Source organism: Ruegeria sp. AP11 (assembly GCF_056535865.1).
Map to the genome: position 1 here is coordinate 1 of NZ_JBQFJB010000004.1, position 24586 is coordinate 24586.

General features: G+C 54.2%; 20 protein-coding genes and 5 pseudogenes. 8 read left to right on the forward strand and 17 right to left on the reverse strand.

What is annotated here, in order from left to right:
* Both ACR3E4_RS22300 and ACR3E4_RS22305 read left to right on the forward strand, forming a co-directional pair.
* Positions 1-1486 (forward strand): mechanosensitive ion channel family protein (locus ACR3E4_RS22300; RefSeq protein WP_480567345.1); only part of this gene is annotated, 1486 nt, incomplete at its 5' end.
* A 113-nt stretch (positions 1487-1599) separates the two neighbouring features.
* The gene (locus ACR3E4_RS22305; protein WP_480567347.1) at positions 1600-2889 is read left to right on the forward strand and encodes a Na+/H+ antiporter NhaC family protein; all 1290 of its coding nucleotides are present in this window, start codon (positions 1600-1602) and stop codon (positions 2887-2889) included.
* Positions 2890-3491: 602 nt separating this feature from the next.
* Here the strand turns inward: ACR3E4_RS22305 and ACR3E4_RS22310 are convergent.
* Complete coding sequence (locus tag ACR3E4_RS22310; protein WP_353392269.1) at positions 3492-3803, reverse strand: antibiotic biosynthesis monooxygenase family protein; 312 nt, start codon at positions 3801-3803, stop codon at positions 3492-3494.
* 256 nt (positions 3804-4059) lie between these two features.
* On the opposite strand from ACR3E4_RS22310, the gene ACR3E4_RS22315 reads away from it, so the two are divergent.
* Together ACR3E4_RS22315 and ACR3E4_RS22320 are read left to right on the forward strand one after the other, a co-directional pair.
* Positions 4060-5718, forward strand: coding sequence for an amidohydrolase (locus ACR3E4_RS22315; protein ID WP_480535169.1), 1659 nt, complete (start codon positions 4060-4062; stop codon positions 5716-5718).
* Positions 5711-6850 carry a CobW family GTP-binding protein gene (locus ACR3E4_RS22320; RefSeq protein WP_480567348.1) on the forward strand — a complete coding sequence of 380 codons (1140 nt, stop codon included), beginning with the start codon at positions 5711-5713 and terminating at the stop codon, positions 6848-6850. Before ACR3E4_RS22315 ends, ACR3E4_RS22320 begins: the two co-directional genes overlap by 8 nt.
* Positions 6851-7175: 325 nt before the next feature.
* Here the strand turns inward: ACR3E4_RS22320 and ACR3E4_RS22325 are convergent, their stop codons facing one another.
* The 4 genes and pseudogenes from ACR3E4_RS22325 to ACR3E4_RS22340 form a co-directional block, all read right to left on the reverse strand.
* Entirely contained in the window at positions 7176-7550 is a 375-nt protein-coding gene (locus tag ACR3E4_RS22325) for a hypothetical protein (RefSeq protein WP_480535167.1), read from the reverse strand.
* A gap of 317 nt (positions 7551-7867) precedes the next feature.
* Positions 7868-8595 (reverse strand): annotated as a pseudogene (istB, locus tag ACR3E4_RS22330) (IS21-like element helper ATPase IstB).
* Positions 8528-10093, reverse strand: coding sequence for an IS21 family transposase (gene istA / locus ACR3E4_RS22335; protein ID WP_480535165.1), 1566 nt, complete (start codon positions 10091-10093; stop codon positions 8528-8530). Before istA ends, istB begins: the two are co-directional and overlap by 68 nt.
* Before the next feature lie 74 nt (positions 10094-10167).
* Entirely contained in the window at positions 10168-10575 is a 408-nt protein-coding gene (locus ACR3E4_RS22340; RefSeq protein ID WP_480535164.1) for a hypothetical protein, read from the reverse strand.
* 303 nt (positions 10576-10878) lie between these two features.
* Here ACR3E4_RS22340 and ACR3E4_RS22345 point away from each other — a divergent pair, with 303 nt between their 5' ends.
* Positions 10879-11193 (forward strand): hypothetical protein, encoded by a 315-nt coding sequence (locus ACR3E4_RS22345; protein WP_480535163.1) that lies wholly within the window; start codon positions 10879-10881, stop codon positions 11191-11193.
* A gap of 186 nt (positions 11194-11379) precedes the next feature.
* Here the strand turns inward: ACR3E4_RS22345 and ACR3E4_RS22350 are convergent.
* A pseudogene (locus ACR3E4_RS22350) lies at positions 11380-12006 on the reverse strand (ISKra4 family transposase); the annotation flags it as partial.
* Between the two features lie 200 nt (positions 12007-12206).
* On the opposite strand from ACR3E4_RS22350, the gene ACR3E4_RS22355 reads away from it, so the two are divergent.
* Both ACR3E4_RS22355 and ACR3E4_RS22360 read left to right on the forward strand, forming a co-directional pair.
* Positions 12207-12536 (forward strand): hypothetical protein, encoded by a 330-nt coding sequence (locus ACR3E4_RS22355; protein ID WP_480567287.1) that lies wholly within the window; start codon positions 12207-12209, stop codon positions 12534-12536.
* 5 nt (positions 12537-12541) lie between these two features.
* The gene (locus tag ACR3E4_RS22360; protein ID WP_480567342.1) at positions 12542-12781 is read left to right on the forward strand and encodes a hypothetical protein; all 240 of its coding nucleotides are present in this window, start codon (positions 12542-12544) and stop codon (positions 12779-12781) included.
* 65 nt (positions 12782-12846) lie between these two features.
* Here ACR3E4_RS22360 and ACR3E4_RS22365 read toward each other — a convergent pair.
* From ACR3E4_RS22365 to ACR3E4_RS22410, 10 genes and pseudogenes are all read right to left on the reverse strand, one after another.
* Positions 12847-13236: pseudogene (locus ACR3E4_RS22365) on the reverse strand (IS6 family transposase); the annotation flags it as partial.
* Between the two features lie 84 nt (positions 13237-13320).
* Positions 13321-13437 (reverse strand): annotated as a pseudogene (locus ACR3E4_RS22370) (IS5/IS1182 family transposase); the annotation flags it as partial.
* Positions 13438-13597: 160 nt separating this feature from the next.
* On the reverse strand, positions 13598-14929 hold the full coding sequence (locus ACR3E4_RS22375; protein WP_480567328.1) for an efflux RND transporter permease subunit: 1332 nt from the start codon (positions 14927-14929) through the stop codon (positions 13598-13600).
* The gene (locus tag ACR3E4_RS22380) at positions 14848-16665 is read right to left on the reverse strand and encodes an efflux RND transporter permease subunit (protein ID WP_480567330.1); all 1818 of its coding nucleotides are present in this window, start codon (positions 16663-16665) and stop codon (positions 14848-14850) included. The genes ACR3E4_RS22375 and ACR3E4_RS22380 overlap by 82 nt, the downstream gene beginning before the upstream one ends.
* Positions 16666-16686: 21 nt before the next feature.
* Complete coding sequence (locus ACR3E4_RS22385; RefSeq protein ID WP_480567350.1) at positions 16687-17085, reverse strand: efflux RND transporter periplasmic adaptor subunit; 399 nt, start codon at positions 17083-17085, stop codon at positions 16687-16689.
* 115 nt (positions 17086-17200) lie between these two features.
* The gene (locus ACR3E4_RS22390) at positions 17201-17881 is read right to left on the reverse strand and encodes an efflux RND transporter periplasmic adaptor subunit (protein WP_480567352.1); all 681 of its coding nucleotides are present in this window, start codon (positions 17879-17881) and stop codon (positions 17201-17203) included.
* A gap of 632 nt (positions 17882-18513) precedes the next feature.
* Positions 18514-19551 (reverse strand): zinc-binding dehydrogenase, encoded by a 1038-nt coding sequence (locus tag ACR3E4_RS22395; RefSeq protein WP_480535159.1) that lies wholly within the window; start codon positions 19549-19551, stop codon positions 18514-18516.
* 348 nt (positions 19552-19899) lie between these two features.
* A complete protein-coding gene (locus tag ACR3E4_RS22400) occupies positions 19900-20637 on the reverse strand; it encodes a Crp/Fnr family transcriptional regulator (RefSeq protein ID WP_480535158.1) in 738 nt (245 codons plus the stop codon).
* Positions 20624-21130: a LytTR family DNA-binding domain-containing protein gene (locus tag ACR3E4_RS22405; protein WP_480567298.1), complete on the reverse strand. Its 507-nt coding sequence runs from the start codon at positions 21128-21130 to the stop codon at positions 20624-20626. The genes ACR3E4_RS22400 and ACR3E4_RS22405 overlap by 14 nt, the downstream gene beginning before the upstream one ends.
* 8 nt (positions 21131-21138) lie before the next feature.
* Positions 21139-21480 carry a hypothetical protein gene (locus ACR3E4_RS22410; RefSeq protein ID WP_480567300.1) on the reverse strand — a complete coding sequence of 114 codons (342 nt, stop codon included), beginning with the start codon at positions 21478-21480 and terminating at the stop codon, positions 21139-21141.
* Positions 21481-21964: 484 nt separating this feature from the next.
* On the opposite strand from ACR3E4_RS22410, the gene ACR3E4_RS22415 reads away from it, so the two are divergent.
* Positions 21965-22720 (forward strand): MipA/OmpV family protein, encoded by a 756-nt coding sequence (locus ACR3E4_RS22415; protein ID WP_480535156.1) that lies wholly within the window; start codon positions 21965-21967, stop codon positions 22718-22720.
* Positions 22721-22923: 203 nt separating this feature from the next.
* Here the strand turns inward: ACR3E4_RS22415 and betA are convergent.
* A pseudogene (gene betA / locus ACR3E4_RS22420) lies at positions 22924-24578 on the reverse strand (choline dehydrogenase).
* Between the last annotated feature and the right edge of the window lie 8 nt (positions 24579-24586).

The following is a 24586-nucleotide window of genomic DNA, read 5'->3' on the forward strand; positions in this document are numbered from 1 at the left end:
TTTCTCGGCGAGTTCGTCGCAAATCGCTCCACGCTACTTGCGTGAAATTGCAATGCAATCACCGCATCGCGTCGCGGAGTTGTGGAGCACTCGTTTTCTTCAACTGAGTGGTCCGTTTATCCCTTTGTTTGTCGAAAACGCCCTTCCCCCGGCTTCTCGAAAGATCTTTTGGGGAACCCCAATTTGGAAGATTGGTTTCACTTTCTTCTTCTTAATGATCTCTCTGGCACTTCTTTACGGGCTTAGATTTCTGCTTAACCGTCGCGTTGCTTCGGGACAAATGCCAGAGTCGACACGGAAGTTCGTTTTTGCTGGCGCTGTTCTTGTGATCTTACTCGCGCTAAACAATTTCTTTAACAACCAACTCTTTTTGACAGGTTCTTTCGCTCTAACGGAGACCTTCTTTGCTACAATCACGATCTATGCAGCTGCGGCCTTAACCTTCTGGCGGTTTATGTCGCTCTTAAGCGACAGGGTAGCCGAGAAAAAAACGTCCATCGTGCGTCAGTATGATGAAAGTATGATGCGGTTGCTCAACCATATTATCGCTCTTGTTGGAGCCACATGGATTCTCGCCTATGGTGCGCAAACCCTCGGGTTCCCGCTCTTAAGCATTATCGCAGGACTTGGCGTTGGCGGGCTTGCAGTCGCGCTCGCGATCCGCCCGACCCTTGAGAACCTGATCAGCGGCTTTGTGATCTATATGGAAAAGGCTGTGAAGGTTGGTGATTATTGCTCGTTCCTCGACAAGGAAGGAACAATTGAAAGCATTGGAGTACGATCAACCCACGTTCGTGGCTTGGACCGAACCACGATAGCCATTCCGAATTCAAAGTTTGTTAATATGGAGCTCGTCAACTGGGCCCGTTGTGATGAAATGATGATCCGGACAACGCTCGGCTTGCGACTTGAAACGGATACCGACCAGTTGAGGTACGTTCTCGCCGAAATTCGTTCAATGATGTATGCACACCCACGTATCACTTCAGATACAGCGCGGGTAAGGTTTATTGGTTATGGAGACTCATCTCTGAATATTGAAATCCGTGTTTACGCTCAAACCCGCGAGTGGAACGCATTTTATGCAATTCAGGAAGATGTCTTGTTCAGAACGAAGGAAATTGTCGAAGCTTCGGGTACTGGCTTCGCGTTTCCCAGCCAAACTGTTTACATGTCTCAGGACGGAGGGCTTGATGCGGCAAAGTCGAAGCATGCTGTTGAACAGGTTGAACAGTGGCGCGGCCGACGTGATCTTCCATTCCCGGATTTTTCAACTGCCGAACGCGACAGGCTTGAGGGCACGTTACGTTACCCCCCAAGAGGATCTCCGGAATTTGATGGCCCGGATGATGAGAAGAGCAGTGTTGAGGAACCGTTGTCCGTTGAAGAGCCTGAAGCTGAAGAGACAAGCAACGGCGAGGATAGTGCACCTAACGATGAAGAAAATAGCCCACTCCCTCAAACGCGAGATGACAAACCCTCATGAACGAGCGCCGTGGGAAGTCCTACTTTCAAACTCCCATTTGGTCTCAGGAACTTAGCTACAAACAACCGGAAACCAATTGAACCTTCAAATAATCGGCTCAGGAGATTGATGTTATGAGCGATGACGTGGAATCTCGCACCACCAGTTCTTTGATCGCCTCGCTCGTAACCGTCGGCGGAATGGTGGCACTGATATTCGCATCAGTTTTACTGTTCGGTGAAAAGGCCGAAGATGGTCCATTACAGATTGCCATGACACTTGGTCTCACACTTGCACTTGTGATCGCCATCACGACTGGCAATTCCGCCGAAGACCTCGCGGCGGTCATGTCCGATAGTATCAATTCAGCTCTGGGAACAATTTTTGTGCTGATTGCGGTGGGTGCTCTAATTGGAGCACTTTTTATGTCTGGGACGATTGCTTCAGTGATTTATTTCGGAGCTCAATACGGTTCGCCGCGCTTTCTGTACATAATCGTCTTTGTGGTCGCATCTGGTCTTTCGTATGCAATTGGAAGTTCATTCACCACGATAGCCGCTGTGGGTTTGCCGTTTGTGGCTCTCGCACCAGCTATGCAAGTTTCTCCACTGGTCACAGCAGCCGCTGCCGTTTGTGGAGCGTTTACGGGTGATAGCCTAGGTCGAATTTCGGATACCTTCATTCTCACGGCATCGGTGGTGGGTGCCGAAGCTAAGGACCACGCACGCGCGCTACGTACTGTCCTTGCGCCTGGCTGGATTGCTAGCGCAGTGCTTTTCCTTTTTCTTGGTTGGCGACACGGTATGTCTGACAATTATGACAGTGCTCAAATACTCCAGGCTATTGACGAGCATTTTACCGTGTCTTTCATCTCATTCTTGCCACTCATCTTGGTTCTCGTGCTGTCGGCGCGGACGACCGCGTTCTTGTCGCTGATGGCAGGAGCAATAACTGCGGCAGTACTCGCTGCATTTACACAGCAGGATCTGATTGACGCATTAATGATCGACGAGGGCCTTGGAGCGTTAGGAGGCTGGGGTAAGCTTTCACTTGAAGTATTGGGCAACGGTTTTTTAAACAGCGGGAGTGCAACACTCGATTCCACGTTCGTAGGCGGTGGCGTTGTGTCCATGTTGCCGACTATTTGGTTGATACTCGTTGCGGCTGCATTTGGAGCGCTGGTCGAGTTTACCGGGATGCTTAGGCGCTTGCTTGCTCCGCTGCTGGCATGGGCCACTGGCGGCGCACGTCTGATTGTCGCTACAGCAGTAACTGGAATTGGCTTGAACGCGGCTACGGCAGATCCTTACATGTCGATAATACTAAATTCAGCGACCTATCGAGAACGCTATATAAAGGCTCGTCTGGAACCATATGTCGCCTCAGCAGCAATAGCGGGATCAGGGTCCATTTTTCACCATTGATTCCGTGGAACGTTCATGGCGCCTTTGTGGCGGGCACAATGGGCATAGGCGTTCTTTCGATAGCGCCTTACGCCGTCCTGCTCTGGATCACACCCGTCGTTTTGATTGGTATTGGAATTACAAAGTTCAAGCGGGATGAAATCCCAGATTCCGTGACCGCGGAAGAGTCCTATGGTTCCGAACCCAGCGAACTACCGCAGCGGCGAACCTCAACTTAGAGGGCCGAAAATTTTCCGGCTTGGGGTCGCTTTCTGGAACGCGTTGAGACTTCGGCGACTATGCGGCTAACTGCATGATTAAAAAACTTTTCATACAAATGCATATGTGAGATGCCAATGAAAAATGGACTTATGCTATCTGAGAAGGGCAGGGCGGTATCAGTCAAAGCTCTCTCAAGCCAATAAATGATTGGAGCTAAAAACAAAAAACCCGCCGGGTGTGACGGGGTGCCGGCCAGTGGCGAAATTTTGCATCGGTTCAACCCATCGAAAGAGCCGGAATGACTGCCCAGCGGCGCAGTCTTACAAATGACGCACTAAAAACGGAGTCCTGCGTCTGCCCTCAGGCGCAGGGAAAACCAAGAAGCAAAAGCGATTTTGTTGCTATTTTTGTGCGACGGTGTGCAGACTGTCGAACATGAGTGTATGCATGTCAGTCGCTTCGTAACCTTTTTCTGTTAGGAAGCCGAGGGCGTCCACATTCTGCTTGTCACGAATGGGGCTTGCGACCCATTGCTCGTAGGCGGCTTTATCCGTCCAGTTGCACATAACGCAAAGCTGCCCATCGCCTTCATGCGACACCATCAACTCGCCGTGGCGAAAGCCTGGAATGGCATCGGCGCATTCCTCGATAATGTTGCGGTGAATGAATGCTTCTGCGGTTTGCTTTGCCTTCTCCGCAGGCACTTTTATCATGAGAAGTGTCCAAAACGACATTTTAGATCCTTGTTTCCATAATCACGAGGGATAAGCCCGAAGTGGCTCATAAGAATCTGTGTCCAGTCTCATACACGATGCTGACACGGATCCTCCCACTCACGTAACTCAATATGCTTATTTTTCGTTTTAGGCGAGGATTGCGGTTGTGTGCATTGTCCGACTCTCCACAATTTACTTTGATTGCCCGATCCCGAGCATTAACCTTGTTATGGAGATATTTTAGGAGTTTGGGATGACCAAGGAAAAAGTCACGGTTTTCACCGCTAAGAAATTTTGCACGATGGACCCGGGCCGACCTGAGGCTGATGCCGTCGCGGTTTTGAACGGCCGTATCCTTTCGCTCGGAACGATAGATCAGATGCAGCCTTGGCTGTCGCGCTACGACGTGACGGTCGATGAAACTCTGAAAGACAAAATCGTCTTGCCAGGCTTGATCGAGCCGCATTCGCATTGCTGGATGTCCGCAGGCTTCATGGCGGTCGACTACATCGGGCCGCTGCCTTGGCCGGGACGCGAGGGCATGAACCCTGCGCATCCGCACTTTGACGATGTGATCGAATATCTTGGCGAACTCCACGAGACGAAAAAGGAAGGTGAACCCATCATCGCATGGGGCTTTGACCCCGCGAACCAAGGCGGGTCGATTGATCGTGACACGCTCGACAAGATCACGGCCACGCGGCCCATTTACATTTTGGGTTTTGCACCGCATTTCGCCTATCTGAACTCAGCTGCCATCGAAATGGCCAACGTGGCGGATGGTGCAAACCCGACCCACATTTTGCAGTATCCGGACGGGCGCTTGAACGGCGTTTTCACGGAGGTGGAAGGTGTTTCGATTGGCATCGCCCCGATCATGCCAATTATCGCCCAATTGGGTGGCGTGGACGGCTTGAAGTTTTTTGGTCAAATTGCTCTAAAGGCAGGCATTACGACAGTCGCCGACCTTATGTTCGGCGTGATGAACATTGACGCCGAACTGAATGACCACGTAACTGCAACAGAAGACCCGAACCTGCCTATCCGGTTCTGTCTGAAACCGCATGCCATGTCCTTTGTGGGGGCGCATGGGGACAAGGCATCGGACGTTGTTTGGGAGCTCGCCAAGCACGAAAAGGACAACCTGTTTATTGGCGGTGTTAAATTCCTGAGCGACGGGTCGTTCCCACTCATGGGAGCGCTGTTGAACTTTCCCGGCTACCTGGACGGTGGAAATGGTTTCCCGGGCGACGCCACTTATGAAGGCATGGTGCCGTTTTGGAAAGGTGGCCACCAGATCCACTGCCATGCCAATGGCGATCAGGCGGTAGACTTTACTTTGGACTTGCTTGCTCGATTACAGGCAGAACATCCTCGGTTCGATCATCGGTTTACCATCGAGCACTATGCCATGAGCAACCCGATGCAGGCGCGCCGCCTTAAGGCCCTTGGCGGTAACGCCAGTGTGAACAATTACTTCTCGCATTTCCGCGCTCTCCTGCATTCTGAAAATGCCTATGGCCCAGACCGCGCGCAGACCGAAGCCCGCCTTGGAAGTTTGGAAAAAGAGGGCGTGATTTTTGCGCTGCACTCCGATTACCCGCAGGTCGTCGTGCCAATGCATCCTTTGACAGCCGTGTATGCAGCCGTCACTCGTCTGGCCGAAGACGAAAAGACAGTCGTCGCACCTGGCGAGCGGATCAGTGTGGAGCGGGCATTGCGCGCTGTTACTATTGATGCCGCCTACATTCTCAATCTCGAAAACGAAATTGGAAGCCTTGAAGTTGGCAAGTTCGCGGATTTTTGCGTCTTGGAGGAAGACCCGATGGAAGTCGAACCAGATAAAATCAAAGACATTGGTATTTGGGGCACAGTCTTGGGTGGACGCGTTATTGAGGCGCCGAATGACTGAGCGCCCGCATGCTCAAAACACCGCGTCGCGGCATGATCAATTCATGCGAGCGCTTGACCAGAGGCAAACAATTGCTGGCTTGATCTTTGCCGCCATGTCGATGCCTCGCGAATTGGCGGCCCCTGCAAGGTCGCTGCCTTTAACAATCATCGGAGGATTTCTCGGCGCGGGGAAAACCACTCTACTCAATCGGTTACTGGCGGACCCGCAAGGCCGCAAAATCGCTGTTTTGGTGAACGACTTCGGCAAGATCAACATCGATGCGGAACTTATTGCCGAACAAACCGACGACACGATTACTTTGACCAACGGGTGCGCCTGTTGTGCTGTTGCGAGTGACCTGTCCAAATCACTCGTCGACATTGCACAGCGTAGAGATCGCCCAGATGCCATCGTTCTGGAATGTAGCGGCATTTCCGAACCCGGCTCGATTGCTCAGATCGCGCTTGCAAATGAAGCGATCCGGCTTGACGGTATCATCACAGTTGTCGACGCGGAAACACTTGAAGCACGTGCGAGCGACCCTGCGACACGCGAATTATTCAACGCCCAACTCGTGTCAGCGGACATGATTTTGCTGAGCAAACTTGATTTGCTTTCCGATGAAAGCCGCGCTCGAGCAAAGTCGCGCGTCGGGGCTCTGTATGCGGATACGCCAATACTTGAGGCTATTGAAGGCCGGATACCGACAGATGTGGCGCTTGGTATAGACACAGATCAGGACGTCTCCGCTTATGAATCCCCTGCGCCCGTAGCCGGACACGGTTTTGAAACCGTCAGTGTGGAAACCAACGACGCGCTCGACGAAAAAGCTTTGCAGCAATTCTTCTCTGATCTGCCTGATACGATACTCAGGGCAAAGGGATTCGTTTTCATTGCCCAAAAGCCGGATCAGCGTTTGATCTTCCAAAGAGTCGGTTCCAGATGGAGCATGCGAGAGGGCGACTGTTGGACAGAGACAGATCCACACACGCGTCTGGTCTTCATAGGGCCGAAAGGACAAGTCTATGGCGACACACTGCGCGGGGTGTTCTTTCTTGCAAGGCGCAAAAACAAGATAAGCGCTTCTACAGATGTCACTGTGCCCTTAATTCCCGGACGGAGTGTCCTGTGGATAAGTCGTGTGGGATGATCTTGTCTAATTAAGTAGAGAACCCAAAAGAAAGAGCGCTAGCGGTTGAACGGGCCAACGCGCCGCGTCCAAAAATGGAACTTGAGGAGGCGGGGCAGGATGCTGGGACGCGTCGTTACTTCGGTTACTATGCGACTAACTAACTGATAAAAAATATTTTTTCACATGAATCCAGATGTGAGATGCCAATGAACAATGGACTTATGCGATCTGAGAAGGGCAGGGCGTTATCAGTCAAAGCTCCCTCAAGCCAATTAATGATTGGAGCCAAAAACAAAAAACCCGCCGGGTGTGACGGGATTTCGGTGAAAACTTGGATGTCTTTTCACATTGTCAGGCCGGAAACCTCTTTATTTTCTTCGGCCCACCGACGGAATTCACTAACGACCTGCTCAGCGAGGTCTTCGACCGTGCCAGCTTCAACGAATTGAGCGGCGACCCAGTGAACCCCGACTTCTCCGTTCTCGAGCTGGTAATATGTGCGATCACCGTCACTGTTGAAATCGGCAAATGCCTCGATCTCTCGAGCCTCTAGTAGTTCGTAGGCCTTCTCTTCGATTTGGCCGTTCAGTTGAGTGTCGATGTCAGGATCATGTTCCGGCCAAACACCAGCACTGATTGTCGCCGCAAGCGCTCGACCGCTGCCAGGATTGGAATTGGCGAAGGGGGTAACGCCATTGATATTATGTGTTGTGCGCATGTTTGTACTGCTCCATTTTCCTGCGACTTATATTGTAGACTTCATTCAAACTAGTGAATTCCACGTGAGAAGCTGTCATTGTGGGATTCAGGCCAAACCCAGAAAAAATATCAGGCAACAGCTGACAGCGCAGTCGATCTGCAACTGCGATTTCGAAATTGTCCCGATGCGCCTAGGCCGCACTTACGATGTCAATCGGCATTGAACTTTAACCCCTATCGGCATCCAACTTTGACCCTTTTGTGATGAGCAGGCCCGGCGCTGCGTAGTCTCCATTTAACGCAGCGGCGACGGGCCTGCGGGGTTTGAGATTGGCGTTATGCCCGGTTCTTGAAGCGCCAGCTTTCGTTTCCGGTTTCGACGATCTCGCAGTGGTGTGTGAGCCTGTCGAGGAGTGCGGTGGTCATCTTGGCATCACCGAAGACACTTGGCCATTCGCCGAATGCCAGGTTTGTTGTGACAATGATCGAGGTGCGTTCGTAGAGCTTGCTGACAAGATGGAATAGGAGTTGACCACCGGTCTGGGCGAAGGGAGATAACCCAGTTCATCCAAGATCAGGAAGTCGAGCCGTGAGATCAGATCGGCGGTGCGCCCCTGGCGTTCTGCGCGGGCCTCAGCGTCCAATTTGTTCACCAGATCGACCACGTTGAAGAACCGGCCCCGGCGTCCGGCCCGGATGCACGCCCTGGCGATGCTGACGGCGAGATGGGTTTTGCCAGTTCCGGTGCCGCCGATCAGCACAAGGTTGCGCTGGTGATCCAGGAAGTCTCCGGTGGCCAGGTCGCGGATCAGGGTCTCGTTCGCCTCGGCGGTCTCGAAGTCGAACTCTTCCAGTTCCTTTGCCAGGGGCAGTTTGGCGATAGTCATTTGGTATTTGACAGACCGCGCCTGCTTCTCGCGGATCTCGGCGGTCAGCAGGTCACCGATGATCTGCTGCGGCTCGTGCTGCCGTTTGACGGCGGTCGTCAGAACCTCGTCATAGGCGGCTCTCATTCCGTAGAGCTTTAGCTTTCCCATCGCGTCGATCACGTCTGATCGTTCCATTTGTCCGTCTCCTCAAGCTGTCATATCGGTTGCAGTCGGCAATTGGCTCGCTGGCCAGCTTCAACGCATCTGGCGTCGCAATTGTCAGGGGCGGTGGCGGTTCGCGGTGTCGAGCCAGGATGTTCAGGACAACACCGGCGGAATGAACGTTGTGCGATAACGCCTCGGCGCAGGCCGCCTCTACCGCTTCGATCCCATCTGTCAGCACAGCACTCAGGATATCGACCATCTGCCGATCCCCGCCAGGCTGGCGTTCGAGCTTGCGCCGCACGCGGCGGATCGCAATCGGCAGGTCCCACTCCTTGAACGGTGCACCATTACGCAATGCCCCCGGCTTGCGGGCGAGAACTGGTATGTAATGCAGGGGATCGTAGACTGTGTGGTCGCGCCCGAAGGTACGCTCGTGTTGGCCGACAATCCGTCCATCCTGCCAGCATTCCAGCCGATCAGCATAGGCGCGGATCTCGACAGGTCGGCCGACCGCACGCGCATCGACCGAGTATCTGTTCTTGTCGAAGCGCACGAGGCAGGTCTTGGAGACGGAGGCCGGAACCGCGTGGAATCCATCGAACGGGCCGACATAAGGAACGAGGCTGGGACGCTCCTCTTTGAACACCTCCCAGATGGTCTTGTCGCGCATCTCCGGGTGTTTGTTTGCCTTGGCATAGGCCAGGCACCGGTCCTCCAGCCAAGCATTCAGCTCGGTGTAGGATTTGAACTTTGGGCGCGGCACGAAGAAGCGCCGCCGGATCACGCCCACCTGGTTCTCGACCTGTCCCTTCTCCCAGCCTGAAGCCGGGGTGCAGGCGACCGGATCGACCAGATAATGCCCACACATTTTCTGGAACCGCCGGTTATAGGCCCGGTCCTTGCCGACAAAGATCGCATCCACCGCAGTCTTCATGTTGTCATAGATGCCCCGCGCACAGGCCCCGCCGAAGAAGGCGAAGGCCTTGTCATGGGCATCAAAGACCATCTCTTGTGTCTCTCTGGGATAGGCCCGCACAAACGGCATCCGGCTGTGGCTCAGGCGGACATGCGCAACCTTCACCGTCACGGTCGCGCCGTCGAGTATGACAATCTCATGGCTCCAGTCGAACTGATAAGCTTCGCCGGGATCGAAGCTGAGCGGCACATAGGCCGCCGCAGACGCTTCCCGCGTTGCCTTCGACCAACGGGCCGCATAGCGCCGCACCGCATCATAGCTGCCATCATAACCGCGGTTGCGCAGGTCCTCGTAAATCCGAACAAGGGTCAGACGTTGGCGTTTCGGTTGCCGGGCGTTCTCGGCCAAGATCTCATCCAGATCGGAACGCCAGGGATCAATCTTGGGGCGGGGCTGCGTGGACCGGTCATAACTGAATTCCGTCGCTCCGGATCGCACCACTTTGCGCACCGTATTCCGCGATACCCGAAGCTCCCGGCTAATCTGCTTGATCGACTTCCTCTGGATGAAATACGCCCGCCTGATCTTCGCAATCGTCTCCACAACCAACATCCCCAAATCGCTCCCTCAAATCTGCGAGGAAGCTAACGAAACCAAATACCAGGGGGGTCAACTTTGGACGCCGATTACCCCAGTACAGGGGTCAATTTTGCATGCCGGTTCACAGCAAAGCCGCCATTGGCGAGCTGTTCTACTTTTGTCACTGAGATCGAGTAGCAAGCGAAAGCTAGGTACGAGCCAGGGAGAAGCACAGGAAGAAAGTACCCTAAGAATAACGTGCTAAGTTTCTCGATCACGGTGTCTGGCTGTTCAGGCAGGAGACACATGACATGATTGGCAAATAACTTGTGACGGTAAGCGGTGTTACAGGTGCCGACGAAGCCAATGATGGCACCACAGATACACGCGAGAAAGACCTCAGGCTCGACTATCATTTGCCTTATCTCAGGCGGTGTAAGGCGATGCAGCAAGGCTACAAAAATCGCCAGTATGACGACCAAGCTGATTGATTTAGGGTATTTCTTGAAGAACATGTAGCTCACCTCTTAGTGTCAAAAAAGTGAGCTTTGGTCCTTAAAATTGCTTTTCATGGGGTAATAAGATGAGTGAAAGTGGCCTGGACTGGGATGAAATGACCGAGGCGATGGAAATCATGGCCAAAGCAGTCGGCGCTCATGCATCAGTAAAAACAAGTATGGTCGCCTACGGGTTGAATTTCCAGTGCTCCCTGACAACGAGGAGCATGCTAAAGCACTGTATACGTTTGCAGAACTGGTCGAGGCAGCGTCCTGAGCGGCCAATATTGTAGTCGAAAACTTGAAAGTAGAAGCAATAAGATGTCTGACCAGAAAAACAAGAAATTCCAAATAGGTCTGCTGGATGGAGCGGTTGGGTCACCTCCTGATTTCATTTCTGATCAAGATAGCTCTAGTGATGAGATCAAGGCCTACAGTTCGGACATGAGCCCTGAGGAGGTCCATATCTGGGCTGAGAAAGCTCAGCTCAGAATTGATCTCTTGGAAGGTGCGCTGCGTGATGCGCGAGACACTTTTGAGGATGTGGACCGGTCGTCAAATAATCAGGGTGCAGTCAGAACAGCTGCTGGCCGAGGTATCGATGAAATATACCGAGCCCTCAGCGACAGGGTTTGAAGACCGTCGGTCAAGGCTAATAATCTAAATTATGATAAATTTGTGCGAGCCCTATCCGTGCGCTCCAATTGTTCAATCCAGAGACTTTTCCTGACGAGCTTTCCTCGATCTCGTGGGGGTCCGCTACGGCTGAGTGCAGAATGACACCCTAAGGCCGGAGATCACCTGGTTTTCCATCTGTATTCGCCTGTGAGCAGGATATGCGCTGTCCAGAAAGACCGTAACCTCGGTAGGTTTTGCTAGAATGGCCGTATCCGTCGGTTCCTCGCAACAGCGATCTTCCAGGGCCTTGGCAACCGACGCAAGCCGGATCCGGATCGTTGCGTGGTTCTGGGTGGCGCAAGGTGTGAGCTCGTTCAACAGACGCGCGGCTTCCCGAAAACTATGCCGGGCACCCAGCTCGGCTTGAAGCCTCCTAAATTCGGGTGTGGCATTGTCTTTCAAAATCCGCGTGAGCGGAGAATACGCTGCCTTGAAGGCGGGAAAGCCCGGGAAGCCGCACATACACATCCGGACCCGAGGCGCTTCGACAGTCACACGACCGAAATGAGTATCGACACGTCGCTTGCGACGATCATGCACAGGCAAATACGAATGGCAGTGACGGCATACCCGCGCGACTTCGCTGATTTCTTCCACTTGATCCTGGAGAACAGCACGCTGTTCTTCTTTCAAGATCGATTTGCCCTCAGCGAGGCTGATACCAAGGCCGTCTTCCGACGGATCGATAGAACACCGCTCAATGACGCCAATATCATGGGACCGGCACTCGCCCCACCCAAACTCCGTTTCAATCCTGATCCGAACTTTCACACCAAATCCTCCTGCGACAAAGACATCAGGATAGACCGAGATCAATTTAGGTCCCCAAGGTTTTCCACTCCCACCATACTGTACCCTTAATTGCCTTACTGTCGGAACTGTGGATGAGTGTCGGCCTATTGGGGCGGGGGATTTGCGTGGTAAATGAGCGCCTTGCGAAACACCTTGCAGCGGTTCTTCGGCCGATCCTGGTGCTTGAGAAGAGAGGTGAGCCGATCAGCGCGGCGATCGGAGATGCCGCTTGGGAACTGGGCTTGGCGAAAAGCCACACATGGTTGCTTTACCGGCGTCTGAGAGAGAACGATGCACGTGCCACGGCGTTGGAGTTGGACCGTCGCGGGCCGAAACCAGGGTCGAAACGGATTGCCGAAGGCGTCGAAATCATCATCTATGAGAGCTTGCGAAAATACTATCTGATCCGCGAGCGCTCGAGCTTTCTTCGCATCTGGCGCGAGATTCGTGCCGAGTGCGTGGCGAAGGGTTTCAGCCCCCGACCCGGAGAACGGTCAAGGCCCGTCTAGATGCTATGGATCAGCGAGAGGTCTTCCGGAAACGGCGCGGGGCAGAGGAGGCTGACAAGGTCTTTGCTGCGCGTCCGGGCCGCCTTGAAGTTTCAGCCCCGCTGGAAGTCGTTCAGATCGATCATACGACTTCGGACATCACCTTGGTCGATCACGTCAATCGACGTCCACTTGCGCGCCCCTATCTGACGGTGGCCATCGATGTCGCGAGCCGGATCGTCCTCGGGGTCCAGAAAACAGGCTGAAAACGCCATTTTTCATGTAAAGTTCGCGCGAGCCGGACAATATAGTCACTTTTATGCAGTGACCCCATCTTGCGTGGAAGGCCGTTGACCTCCAGCATTCGAGCAAAGAATTTAGTGGCGGCAGGCTTGTTCCGACGGTGTGAACGCATGAAATCGAGAGTTTTGCCGTGTTTGTCGACCGCTCGGTAGAGGTAAACCCATGATCCCTTTACTTTAATATATGTTTCGTCCATTCGCCAGGAGCGGTCGCATGGGCCTTTGCGGCGGCGTGCTGTTTCAGCGATTGCGCAAGAGTACCGTGTCACCCAGCGGTTCAGAGTGGTGTGATCGACGGAAACACCTCGCTCTGCCATGATCTCTTCCAGATCGCGGTAGGAAACGCCGTATCGAACGTAGAAGAATACTGCGAATAGGATCACATCTTTCGGGTACTGTGCACCTTTAAAAGAGATCATGGGCTGGCTTTCGACTTGATAGGACCGACGAGTCATTCACTCGTTAATTCCGAAAGCGTCAATGGCCAAAAGTTTGCAACGGAACCAGATAATCCCGCTCAAAACACGTCGATCATCAACCCTCGGCTTGCCATGGCTCTTCGGAAAGTAAGACAGAAGGTGCGCCATCTGTTCGTCACTCAGCCAGAATAGATTGCTCATGATATACCCCTGAAACTCAGGGGCTTGAATCACGCAGCCGAGATGGCGGCAACCAAATTATTAGGTCCAGAACCTAAGCAGTTGGTTCCGCGAACTGACGAAACGGACAGGTTCCGCGACTTATGAAGGAGCGCAGTCGTGCCATAAATCTGGAGAGCCTTTAGGAAATGGTGGACCTGTCTGCGGCTACACTTTTCCGCTCATCCATGATGAACATTAATCGGTAGACAGATGGAACAAACATCAGGGTCAGTGGTGAAGCGACGATCAAGCCGCCGATCATCAGTGTTGCCATCGGTTCGAACAGGGCGCCGCCATTGAGCGCCATCGGCACGAGACCGAGGGTTGTGGTCAGCGATGTCAGCATCACCGGCGTGACCCTTTTCTTTGCAGCGACCACAATCGCGTCGTCCAGAGCCAATGTTTCGCGTTCAATGTCGATCTGGTCGATCAACACAATTGCGTTGTTGATTATTATGCCCATCAAAGAGATCAGCCCCAGAATCGCAAAAAATGACAGCGGCTGTGAAGCTAGAAATAAAGCTGTAGGTGCACCGATCAGGATCATTGGAACTGTCAGAAACGTCAGCGTAACTCGTCGGACCGAATTGAACTGGAACATAAGTGCAGCAAGCATCACAAGCAAAGCCGCAGGCATGCCCGCCAGCAGCAGCCCGTTGATCTCGGCGCTACGCTCTGTCTCCCCACCCAGGTTGAGACGATATCCCGGCGGTAGTGATAGCTCCGAAAGATCCTCGGCCACCCATGCTTCGACCTCGGCGGCGGACAGATAGGCGCTTTTGCCCGATACCGTGATCTTGCGCATCTGATTTTCCCGGCGCAGCTGAGAGAATTCGAACTTGGGCGCGAAATCCGCGATCTGCGCCAATGAAATCAACCGACCATCCGCCGGGATCGACAGGTTTTCCAGGTCTTCCAGACTGTCCCGGAACGGTTCTTGCGCACGTACAACAATCGGGATGGAATCGGCGCCATCGCGGTACTCGGAATAGGGAACGCCCGAGAAATAGACCTCCATGACTTCCGAGACATCTTTAGAGGTCACGCCAAATTCACGCGCTTTGTCCTGGGCGATCTCAACAGTGAATTTGAGGGTTTTGTTGCCCCAGTCATTCTTGTTCAGAATTGCGCCGGGCACCGTGTCGAACGCATCCTGAACCTTGCGCGCAAGGCCGACCAGAACATCGGCGTTAGGGCCGGTGATTTCAACATCCACAATGCCCGATTCCTCGCCGCCCATGGCAAGGCGCGTGATGCGATAGCTGGCGGCAGGGCGCTGGGTGACCAGATAGTTGCGCGCGCGTTCGGCCGCAGCGACGGCGCTTTCGAAATCCTTGGTGTTGACCACGAAGAAGGCATTGGCCGGGTCAGAATCCGCCGGGTCCAGCGTCAGGAAAACCTGGGGCCGCCGCTGGCCACAAACAGCGTGGTGCTGACGACTTCGGGGTTCTGTTCCGGGTCGCGCAGCCATGCATCGACCGCCAGCGCCTCATCCCGCGTGGCAGTGACCGCTGTGCCGCGTGGCATCTCAAGATAGATCAGGTACTCGGCCCGTTCGGCCAGAGGGAACATCTCACCTTTGAGCGAACCAAAGACAGTCGTGCCCGCAAGGATGATCCCGTAGATCACGCCTGCTACCAAAAGGCCTTTATGCAGCAGGAAACGGGTCAGATTGCCGTAGGAGCGGATCAACCAGGTTTCTTCCGTGGCCTGCGCCTTTTTCGACGGGCGCAGAAGATAGGTCGCCAGATAGGGCAGGATGTAGTGGGCGGTGATCCACGACCCCAGCAGCATAAAGGCGACGACGGCACCCAGCGAGAAGGCGTAATCGCCCTCGGCGCCTTCAAGGATCAGCATCGGGATAAAGGCCGACGCTGTGGTGACCGAGGCCACGGCCAGCGGGATAAAGAACTGGCTGCCAGCTTGTTCAGCGGCGGCTCTTGGGGTCTCACCCGCGTCCAGCCTGCTTTGGATCTCTTCGACCACGACAAGGCCGTTATCAACCAGCAGACCCAACGAAATGATGACCGCCGCGATCGAGACCTGCTCGATCGGAATTCCGGCCTGTGACATCAGGATCAGCGAGAACATCACCGAAAAGGGCACGATGCAGGACACCACAAATGCCGGGCGCAGCCCGAGGAACACCAGCATGACCACAAAGACGGTCAGAAAGGTTTGCCCAACATTTGTCAGCGCGCCGTTGATGGCCTGGGTGACGTTGGTTTCCTGAAAAGTCGAGATCGAGAACTGAATTCCGATGGGTTGCGTCGCTTCGAACTCGGGCAGGCGCTGCTTTAGGTCATCGCCAATGGTCTGGATATCGCGGCTGTTATCCATCTCGACCGACAGCAATAGCGCCGGTTCACCGTTGAAATAGATCGGAGCATCCGGCGGATCGACATAGCCGCGCCGAACGGTCAGCAGGTCCTGCAAACGGACCAGCCCGCTTAACCCAGGAACCTTGGTCAGAACCTCGCGGATGTCCTGAACGGTTTTCAGATCGCCATTGGCCTCAAGCATGATGTTGACGCCATTTGCATCCAGATTGCCCGCAGGAACGATGACGTTCTGGGCGCTCAGGTCCGACAATAGGCGATCCAGTTGTACCCCGACCGAGGCAAGCTTGCGGGTGTCAATCTCCAGCCAGATGCGTTCTTCCTGACGGCCTTCAATGGCAACTTTGGTGATCCCGCTAAGGGTATAGATCTGCTTTTGCAGGTCTTCCACCGCATCCCAAATCTCTTCATAGGTGAACCCTTCGCCAGTAACGGCGATTGTGGCGATGGCCACCGCGTCGAAATCGGTGTTCACAAACGGGCCAATTGTGCCTTGCGGCAACTGACCCATCGAGTCGTTCATCTTGTTGCGGATGTCCTGATAGACCCGCTCAAGCTCGGAATTGGGGACCGAGTCGTAGACCTCGAACTTCAGCTCGGCTTGGCCACGGGTGATCAGCGTGACGATGGTTTCGACTTCTTCGATCTCACGGCCCGCGCGTTCCAGCGGTTCTGCGATCAGCTCTTCGACCCGTTCCGGCGACATGCCGGGATACTGGGCCACCGCAATCGCCGTGCGCAGAGAGATTTCGGGGTCTTCGCGTTTGGGAAGTTGAATATACGAAATTGCCCCAAGCAAAAGCACCCCGATCATGACCAGTACGGTCAGTCGCGACTTTTTAATGCCGAACCGAGTCAGGAACCCCATGGGAAAACCCTCGCCTTACAATTAATTTTTGCTGTCAATAAGTTTGACGGGCTGCCCGTCGCGCAGGAAGGACACCCCGGCCGAGGCCACCCGATCACCGGGCTGCAGCCCTGAAATGACGATCAGAGAGTTATCCCGAAGGCCCGCAACAACGATTTCCTGTTGCCGGATCGTGCCGCTGTCTTCGTCATAGACGAAAGCGACCAGCGTTTCGGTCTGTTCGTTTGCGTCGTGATCAAGGTTGGTCAGGTCCGTGCTGACCGCCGTCAGCGGAACCAGATATCCAACGGCTTCGGGCAGCGGGAATTCAAGCGTTGTTTCAACGGCCATACCGGCCTTGAGGATCGGGTTATTGTCGGTCACGGAAACGACGACCGGATAGGCCGAAACAACGTCGGCCCTGCTGCCGATTTCTGTCACGACGGCCTCAAGCTTGACCCGGGGACGGTCCACCAGTTTGACGATTGCGGGCCCGCCAATTTCGATCTGGCTGGCAGCATCGAAATTGACCGAGAACGAGACCTCGAAACTGTCGCTAGCATAGATCGACGCGACCGGTGTTCCCGCGCTGACTGTGGCAAAGGATCCGCGTCGACCGAGTTGACGTTCCCGGAATAGGGGCGTGAATCGTGGTTTTGGTCAGGTCTTCCTGCGCCGCCTCGACAACCTTCTTCGCCTGTGCCAGCGAGGCTTTTGAGGCCAGGAAATCAGTTTCGGCATTGTCCACCGAGACCTGCGTTACTGCCCCACGGTCCAGCAGGCTGCGCTGCCTTTTCAGTGTCCGTTCGGCATTGGTGAACTGCGCCTCGGCCTGCTCGACGGCGGCTTGTGCGTTTTCAAGCCGAATGCGCAGCAGGGTCGGATCCAGTTCGACCAGCACATCGCCTGTTTCGACCGCTTGACCGATCGACAGGTTCATCTCTTCAAGCGTTCCGCTGACCTCGAAGGACAGGGTCGTGATCGTGGCGGGTTCGAGAACACCGGGATAGTGGCGTGCGGTTGTTGACTGTGTGTCGGTGACCAGAAAGGTCTTTACCCCGCGAACAATGGCGCTTTGGTCCACTTCCTCTTCTTTACAGGCAGACAGAACGGCAAGGGTGAGAATGGGTACAAGTTTGAGGTAGCGCACCATTTTATGAGTGATCCCTTGTTGAGTGTTGTAAGTGAGCAGTTGCAGTTGTTCTGCTCCGGTAAGTTCTATTAGGGCAGGCTGCATTCACCCGGCCGCTTCAGCGCATTGAAACGTCGCAGTTCGAAAACTGCGCTAGCAGAGATGAAAGAGTGCAACATTAACAATTGTAAATTTCTTGAGTTTTCAACTGAAACGGCTTTGTTGCGCGAAGCCGTTGACCGGCCGACTGCCTCTTTCCTCAGACGAAAACCAAGGTGACAGGTTTACCAAAGATCAGGGAATTGTTTATGAGGGTATCCCGAATCTGGGTTTCTGCAACTTACCTTTCAAAGCCTCTCGCCGGAAGCGACTGCCTGAGTGACATGGTACAGTCTATCTGGCGCACGACACGGCGTCGGCGGTCTTATCCGATCCATCGTTGCCAAATATCGCAGTCCACGTATCGCGATGCATTGACGATTTCACTTCGGTCGATGGCTCCGGCACCGAGATCATTTCAAGATCAAATAGTATCGAAAGTGATCCCCGTTTTTATGCAATGGTGTACGAAGACCAGTTGGTGGTCTTTTGCTCCTTAAGGGTTTGACTGCTCATTCTGAAACTTTTTGGTGGGTGGGATTATCCATCGAATGGAGACCACCGGTATAGGAATGGCCGCGCGGAAGAGAAGAGCCATTGTCCGCAGCGTAAAGAGTGTCAGCTCAGAGCGGACCGCGTCAGGCACACTGCCATTTCAAAACGGTTTTTCCTTTGGCGCGACCAGTGCCAAGGTGCTCGTAGCCGTCAATGATATCCGCCATCGATAATTCGCGATCAATTACAGGCTTTATTTGGCCGCTAGCTACCTTAGTCATTATATGCTCGATACCTTCTTCATTGGGCTGCGCGATGGACCAAGCGTATTTTTTACCTGACAGGCCATAGCGAACTTTCTTGCTCAAAACTCGCCCTAGAGCATGCAGCCCGCCGATAACGAGCCCGCTGCGGTCTGTATAGGGCATAAGCTGGTGTACGATGGAAACATAACCGCCACCTTCCTTAACCAGGGCTGCTGTGTCCTTTTCATATGACCCGCCGAGCGTGTCATAGGCAAAGTCTACGTCTTTGACGATTTCGCGATAGTCCTGCGTGCGATAGTTAACAACAACGTCCGCGCCCAGGCCTTTGACCCAGCCAATGTTGGAGGGTCCACAAGTCGTCGAAACTTTCATTCCAAGGGATTTTCCCCATTGTATTGCAAAGCTACCAACGCCACCTGAACCCGCGTGGACAAACAGATGTTTATCGGATGCGTTTTGGGGATCGAGTTTCAGCCGATCCACCAAGGCACTCCAGGTTGTCATGGCAACATACGGAATTGAAGCCAGTTCGGTAGGAGAAACATTGGACGGTGCCGCCGCCAAACAAGTTTCGGTGATTGCAGAGAACTGGGCGTGGGCGCCGGATTCCTTGATATCATTTACCCCAGCGACCTTGTCACCGACTTTGAACTTGATTGCTTCCGGACCCATGGCAACGATTTCTCCCACGATGTCACGACCGGCGATAAAGGGAAATTCTTCCGGCGCGGCCAGGCGCCGCAACCGTGATCCGTAACCCTGTACCATTCTCAGGTCGATAGGGTTTAGCGAGGATGCCAGAATTCGCACAAGAACCTGGTTCCCCTTAGGTTCGGGTATTGTCACCTCTTCGAGGTTAAGAACATTTTTTGGCTCGCCGTAAGAACGGGCAACCCATGCATGCATGGTGTTCATGCTATGAAGTCTCCTACAAGAAAGTTCACGTGTGATTTTTTATGACGTTTGGCACGAGACGGATTCAGGCTTCACGCGAGAAACAGAGGAAAAGGCTGACCATACCAAGTATCCCCGCCCCCCGGTGCGATACCGTGTGAACAACTTCGATGCGCTACAGGCGACGATCCTAATTGTCGCACTGAATGAGATGCCTCTTTCCGGGAACTTTAGCTGCTTCGCATGCTGAATGGGCTCATGCATGTTTTGCTCTTCAGTTTACAAGTGAGTGCAAGTCCAAATAGTCAGATCTAAAATCTCCGACTAAGGGAATATGCCAAATTTCAACCCGACCCGCGTTATCATTTGTTAAGGAAAGCCAACCTTTTTTCTGATTCTGCTGAGTGATACTGGAGTGATCCCCAGATACGATGCCAAATAGTGCAGCGGCACCGTTTCCAAAAGCTCAGGAGAGTGTTCCAAAAGGTGGCGATATCGGTTTTCTGGGTTATCCATAATCCGATTGAGGAAAAGGTTTTGGTAGTCAGTAAGGCGATCAACGAGCGCGCGGAACATGAACTCTCTGAACTCTGTCGAGTGGGCCATCAGTTTATTAAATGTGGTTCGCTCAATAGCTCTGACAACCGTCGGCGTAACGGCCTCGATCCCGAATTTGCTCGGGCGACCGTGAAAAAAGCTTTCAAGCGAAGAAACAATATCATTCTCAAAGAAGAACTGAAGCGTAACATCCGTCCCATCATTGTTATGCCAAATACGTAGGCACCCTTCTTCAACGATGTAGGCAAGATTGCTAATTTCCCCCTGCAAAAGAAGAGTTTCTTTTTTGCCTACTTCAATGCGACGAAGCGATTGGAGATATTTCGTCCGTATATCTGGCGAAATTCGCATTCTTCGCTGTCTTCTTTCAAAGCGTGGGTAGTTACCTATCAACATACGATAAGGAAAGAGAGTTTCAAAGAGGATGATGGCGACGGCCTGCGCCAGATGCAGAATCCACACCGGGCTGCCTGGATCCGCGCAGAAAGCGGCATACAAGCCCGACAAACAACAGATGTTTTGAGAGCTTACAAAATTAAGGCGAAACATTTAGTGCAGATCGGCGTCTGCGGCTGACCGGTATGCTGGTTCCGTCGCGTAGGATACAGGTATAAGCGCTTCCTGAGCGGTGGATTTCCTGGATATGGCTGAAACTGACCCAATGCGATCTGTGACATTGCGCACCGCTGAAATCCTGCAATCGGTCAACACAATCGGAGAACGACATTTTTAACGTCGCTTGTCCGGATGATGTGAACACGCTGATATAGTGGTCCTGCGCTTCGACCCGAACAATATCTTCACCAAGGCGGGTTGGCAAAGTCGGGATTGCTTCTCTGAGACGCGGTCGTTGGACGATTTCCTCTGACTTCTCACCGCTATTGTCACTATTGGCCTGCAGAAGTTTGCCGAACCAGACAGCAAACACACAAAGCGCTGAGGACAGGAATACTGATGGCAGCGCCAGATTGGTGGCTTCGTCAAGCAGGCTGATCACAATACCATTGGAAAGAGAGCCGGAAAGCCGATCTGTTCCCGACATGAGACCAATCAGCAGAGAAAAGGGGCCAGCAACAAAGGTAGAAAAAGCACCGCACAGATTAAAGGCCAGGGCATGCTAAGGCCGGCAAGGATGCTGGCAACGGCGACCCCGATCAAAATTGCACTGCCTGCAAACAGCAGCGCCGACCACATCAGGAATGCCGCCCACATCGGCAAATCTGAATAGGGCCCAGTCTCGAACACTGTCAAAAGAAGACCCATGCTGCCCACGAACCAGCCCACGAAGTGGATGAGCTTCCAAATTGTCAAACCCTCAAACGACACGATTGAAATCAACGCGTTTTGAACGGTCTGAAGTAAAGTGCCGTAGAGTTGAACGGGTTTTGTCATGGAATCGCTGGATCTGGATCAAGAGTCTCAGCGTGAAAATTTAAGTGTTGCGAAACAGGAAAACAACGCACCTAATCGCCAACGGTTGCACACATACCGCTTACGAATACCACAGACCATTCGCGTATATTTGGCGCGTTTTGACGAACTTGCACGTGCACTGAGTATTTGATGCAACTAGCTGACGCCAAGAACTAAACAACTCAACGCGGCGATGGCTGACGACGCGCACTCGCAGGTCTTTGTGCCAAAACAAGGTTAATCTAGATGAAAATTAGTCTTCGAATACCCGGGCTGAGTTTTTGCATTTATCGGGTGGTTCAACTTGGATCTGACCGTTTGTCATTTATGTCGCCAAACCCACCACTTTAGAGTTCTCTACCCCTCGACCGATTGCTTGAGTCTGGACCACGTTCGATGCCGGCACAGAAGATCGGTCAACACAAACGCCCAAAAATTGAATCCCACGCAGAGGAAAGATTCCGTGATCAACTGTCGAGCAGTGTTCCTATCCCCGTTGGCCGTTGCCGCCTTGGCCTCTTCCGGTGCCGCGCAGGACAGCGGTCCGCCAGATGGTTGGCAGATCGGTGTAATCGCCGGTGTCGCAAACAACCCCTATATCGGTGAAGGAACGCAGGTCCAACCCTATCCGCTGGTGACATATAAGACAGGTCCGCTGTCCATCGGTACGTTGGGTCTTGAATATGAAGCTTACAAGGGCAACGGCTATACACTGTCCGTCGGCCTGTTGCCTCGCTTCTCGGGTTTGTTCAACACCGATGCCGACGAGCTTGACGGGATTGACCGTGAGATTACCGGGGATCTGGCACTTATCCTTGGTTATGATCTTGGTGCAGGCTTCAATACCGGCCTGCGCTTCCGTCAGGAAGTCACGGGCGAGCATGATGGTCAGGAAGTGATCTTTGATTTCGGGTATGGCACGCAGATCGGCAAGTCGATGCTGCAACTGCGCGCCGGTGCCGGCTGGCAGAGCGAAGATCTGAGCGGCTATGTCTGGGGGGTTTCCGCGGATGAGGCACGCCCGGGGCGCCCGGAATATGCGCCCGGCGATGTGATCATCCCGTTTGTCGAAGCCCGCATGGTGCGGCCGATCAACGAAAGCTGGTCCCTGATGGGCGGTCTGCGCGCCGACTTCCTGCCCAGCGATGTTTCGAACAGCCCGATCGTGGATGAAGACAATATCTACAGCGCTACATTCGGTGTGATGTTCAATTTCTGATCCCTCGGACCGGGCTTGCCATGTGTTGGCCCGGTCGGTTCCCGACCATACGTGGTTCTGAGCGCAGGTAAATCCGATCGCATAGGGCGACCAGCTTTTGGACCCACATCCTCCGTCCTCAGGCGTACTGTGTACTGTGAGCCAAAAAACGGCGCGCCTGCAATGTGGGGAGGAGCATCAGACGCGCCGCAGGAGAGGCCAGATCAACGCTGATTGCTCTCCCAATCCGGATGGGTCCAGGGTTTGGCATTGGACGGTGCCAGACGCTTGCCAAGGATGTGGTCCGCCGCTTTTTCACCGGTCATGATCGATGGGGCATTCAGGTTGCCGTTGGTAATGCGCGGGAAGATCGAACTGTCGGCCACGCGCAGCCCCTCGACGCCGATCACGCGGCAATCCGGGTCGACAACGGCCATCGGATCATCTGCAGCCCCCATTTTGCAGGTACCGCAGGGGTGGTAGGCGCTTTCGACCTCATGGCGGATGAAATCGTCCAGTTCGTCGTCGCTCTGGACCGCGTTTCCGGGCTGGATCTCGTGTTTCACATAAGGCTTGAACGCGTCCTGCGCGAAGATTTCCCTGGTCAGACGGATGCAGGTCCGGAACTCTGCCCAGTCATCCTCATGACTCATGTAGTTGAACAGGATCTTGGGGGCCTCTTTGGGGTCGGCGCTGCGCAGGGTGACAGTGCCGCGCGATTTCGATCGCATGGGCCCCACATGCGCCTGGAAACCGTGCCCTTCGGCAGCGGCCTGACCGTCATAGCGTACCGCCATCGGCAGGAAGTGGTACTGGATATCTGGATAATCGACGCCCGCTGCCGACCGGATGAAGGCCGCGCTTTCGAACTGGTTTGATGCCCCCAGGCCAGTCTTTGTGAACAACCACTGCGCACCCAGCGCACCTTTCCAGAACAAGTTCCAGTATTTGTACAGCGTGATCGGTTGGCTGGCCGCCATCTGCAGATACAGTTCCAGATGATCCTGCAGGTTCTGTCCCACGCCGGGGCGGTCCGCGACGACATCAATCCCGTGTTCGGCCAGATGCGCCGCCGGTCCGATGCCCGACAGCATCAGCAGTTTTGGCGAATTGATGGACGAGGCCGAGATGATCACCTCGCGTTTGGCGCGGATGGTCTCGGTTTTCGATCCGCGTTGCAGCTCGGCACCGGTTGCCCGGCCGTCTTCGATGATCACCCGGTTTGCCAGCCCCTTGACCAGCGTGCAGTTCGGGCGTTGCAGGGCAGGTTTCAGATAGGCATTTGCCACCGACCAGCGCCGTCCTTTCCAGACGGTCTGCTCCATCGGGCCAAAGCCTTCTTGTTGTTCCCCGTTATAGTCGCCGGTGACCTGATACCCGGCCTGCTTCCCGGCATCGACAAAGGCGTGGAACAGCGGGTTCTTTCGCGGGCGCGGGTGACATGCAAGGGGCCGTCATTGCCGCGCCATTCTGGGTCGCCGCCATGGCCGCCGTCATGCCAGTTTTCCATCCGCTTGAAATAGGGCAGGACGTCGGCATAGCTCCAGCCCGCAGCGCCGCTGTCGGCCCAGTGATCAAAATCCTTGGCATGGCCCCGGACATAGACCATCCCGTTGATCGACGACGATCCCCCGATCACCTTGCCGCGCGGGCAGGCCAGTTCGCGCCCGCCAAGATGTGGCTCGGGCTCGGACGAAAAGCCCCAATCATAGATCGACATGTTCATCGGATAAGACAGGGCCGCGGGCATCTGGATGAACGGGCCCGCATCGGTGCCACCATATTCGATGACGATCACGGATGATCCGGCCTCGGACAGGCGGTACGCCATGGCGCATCCCGCCGACCCTGCACCAACTATGACAAAATCTGCCTCCATGGAATCCT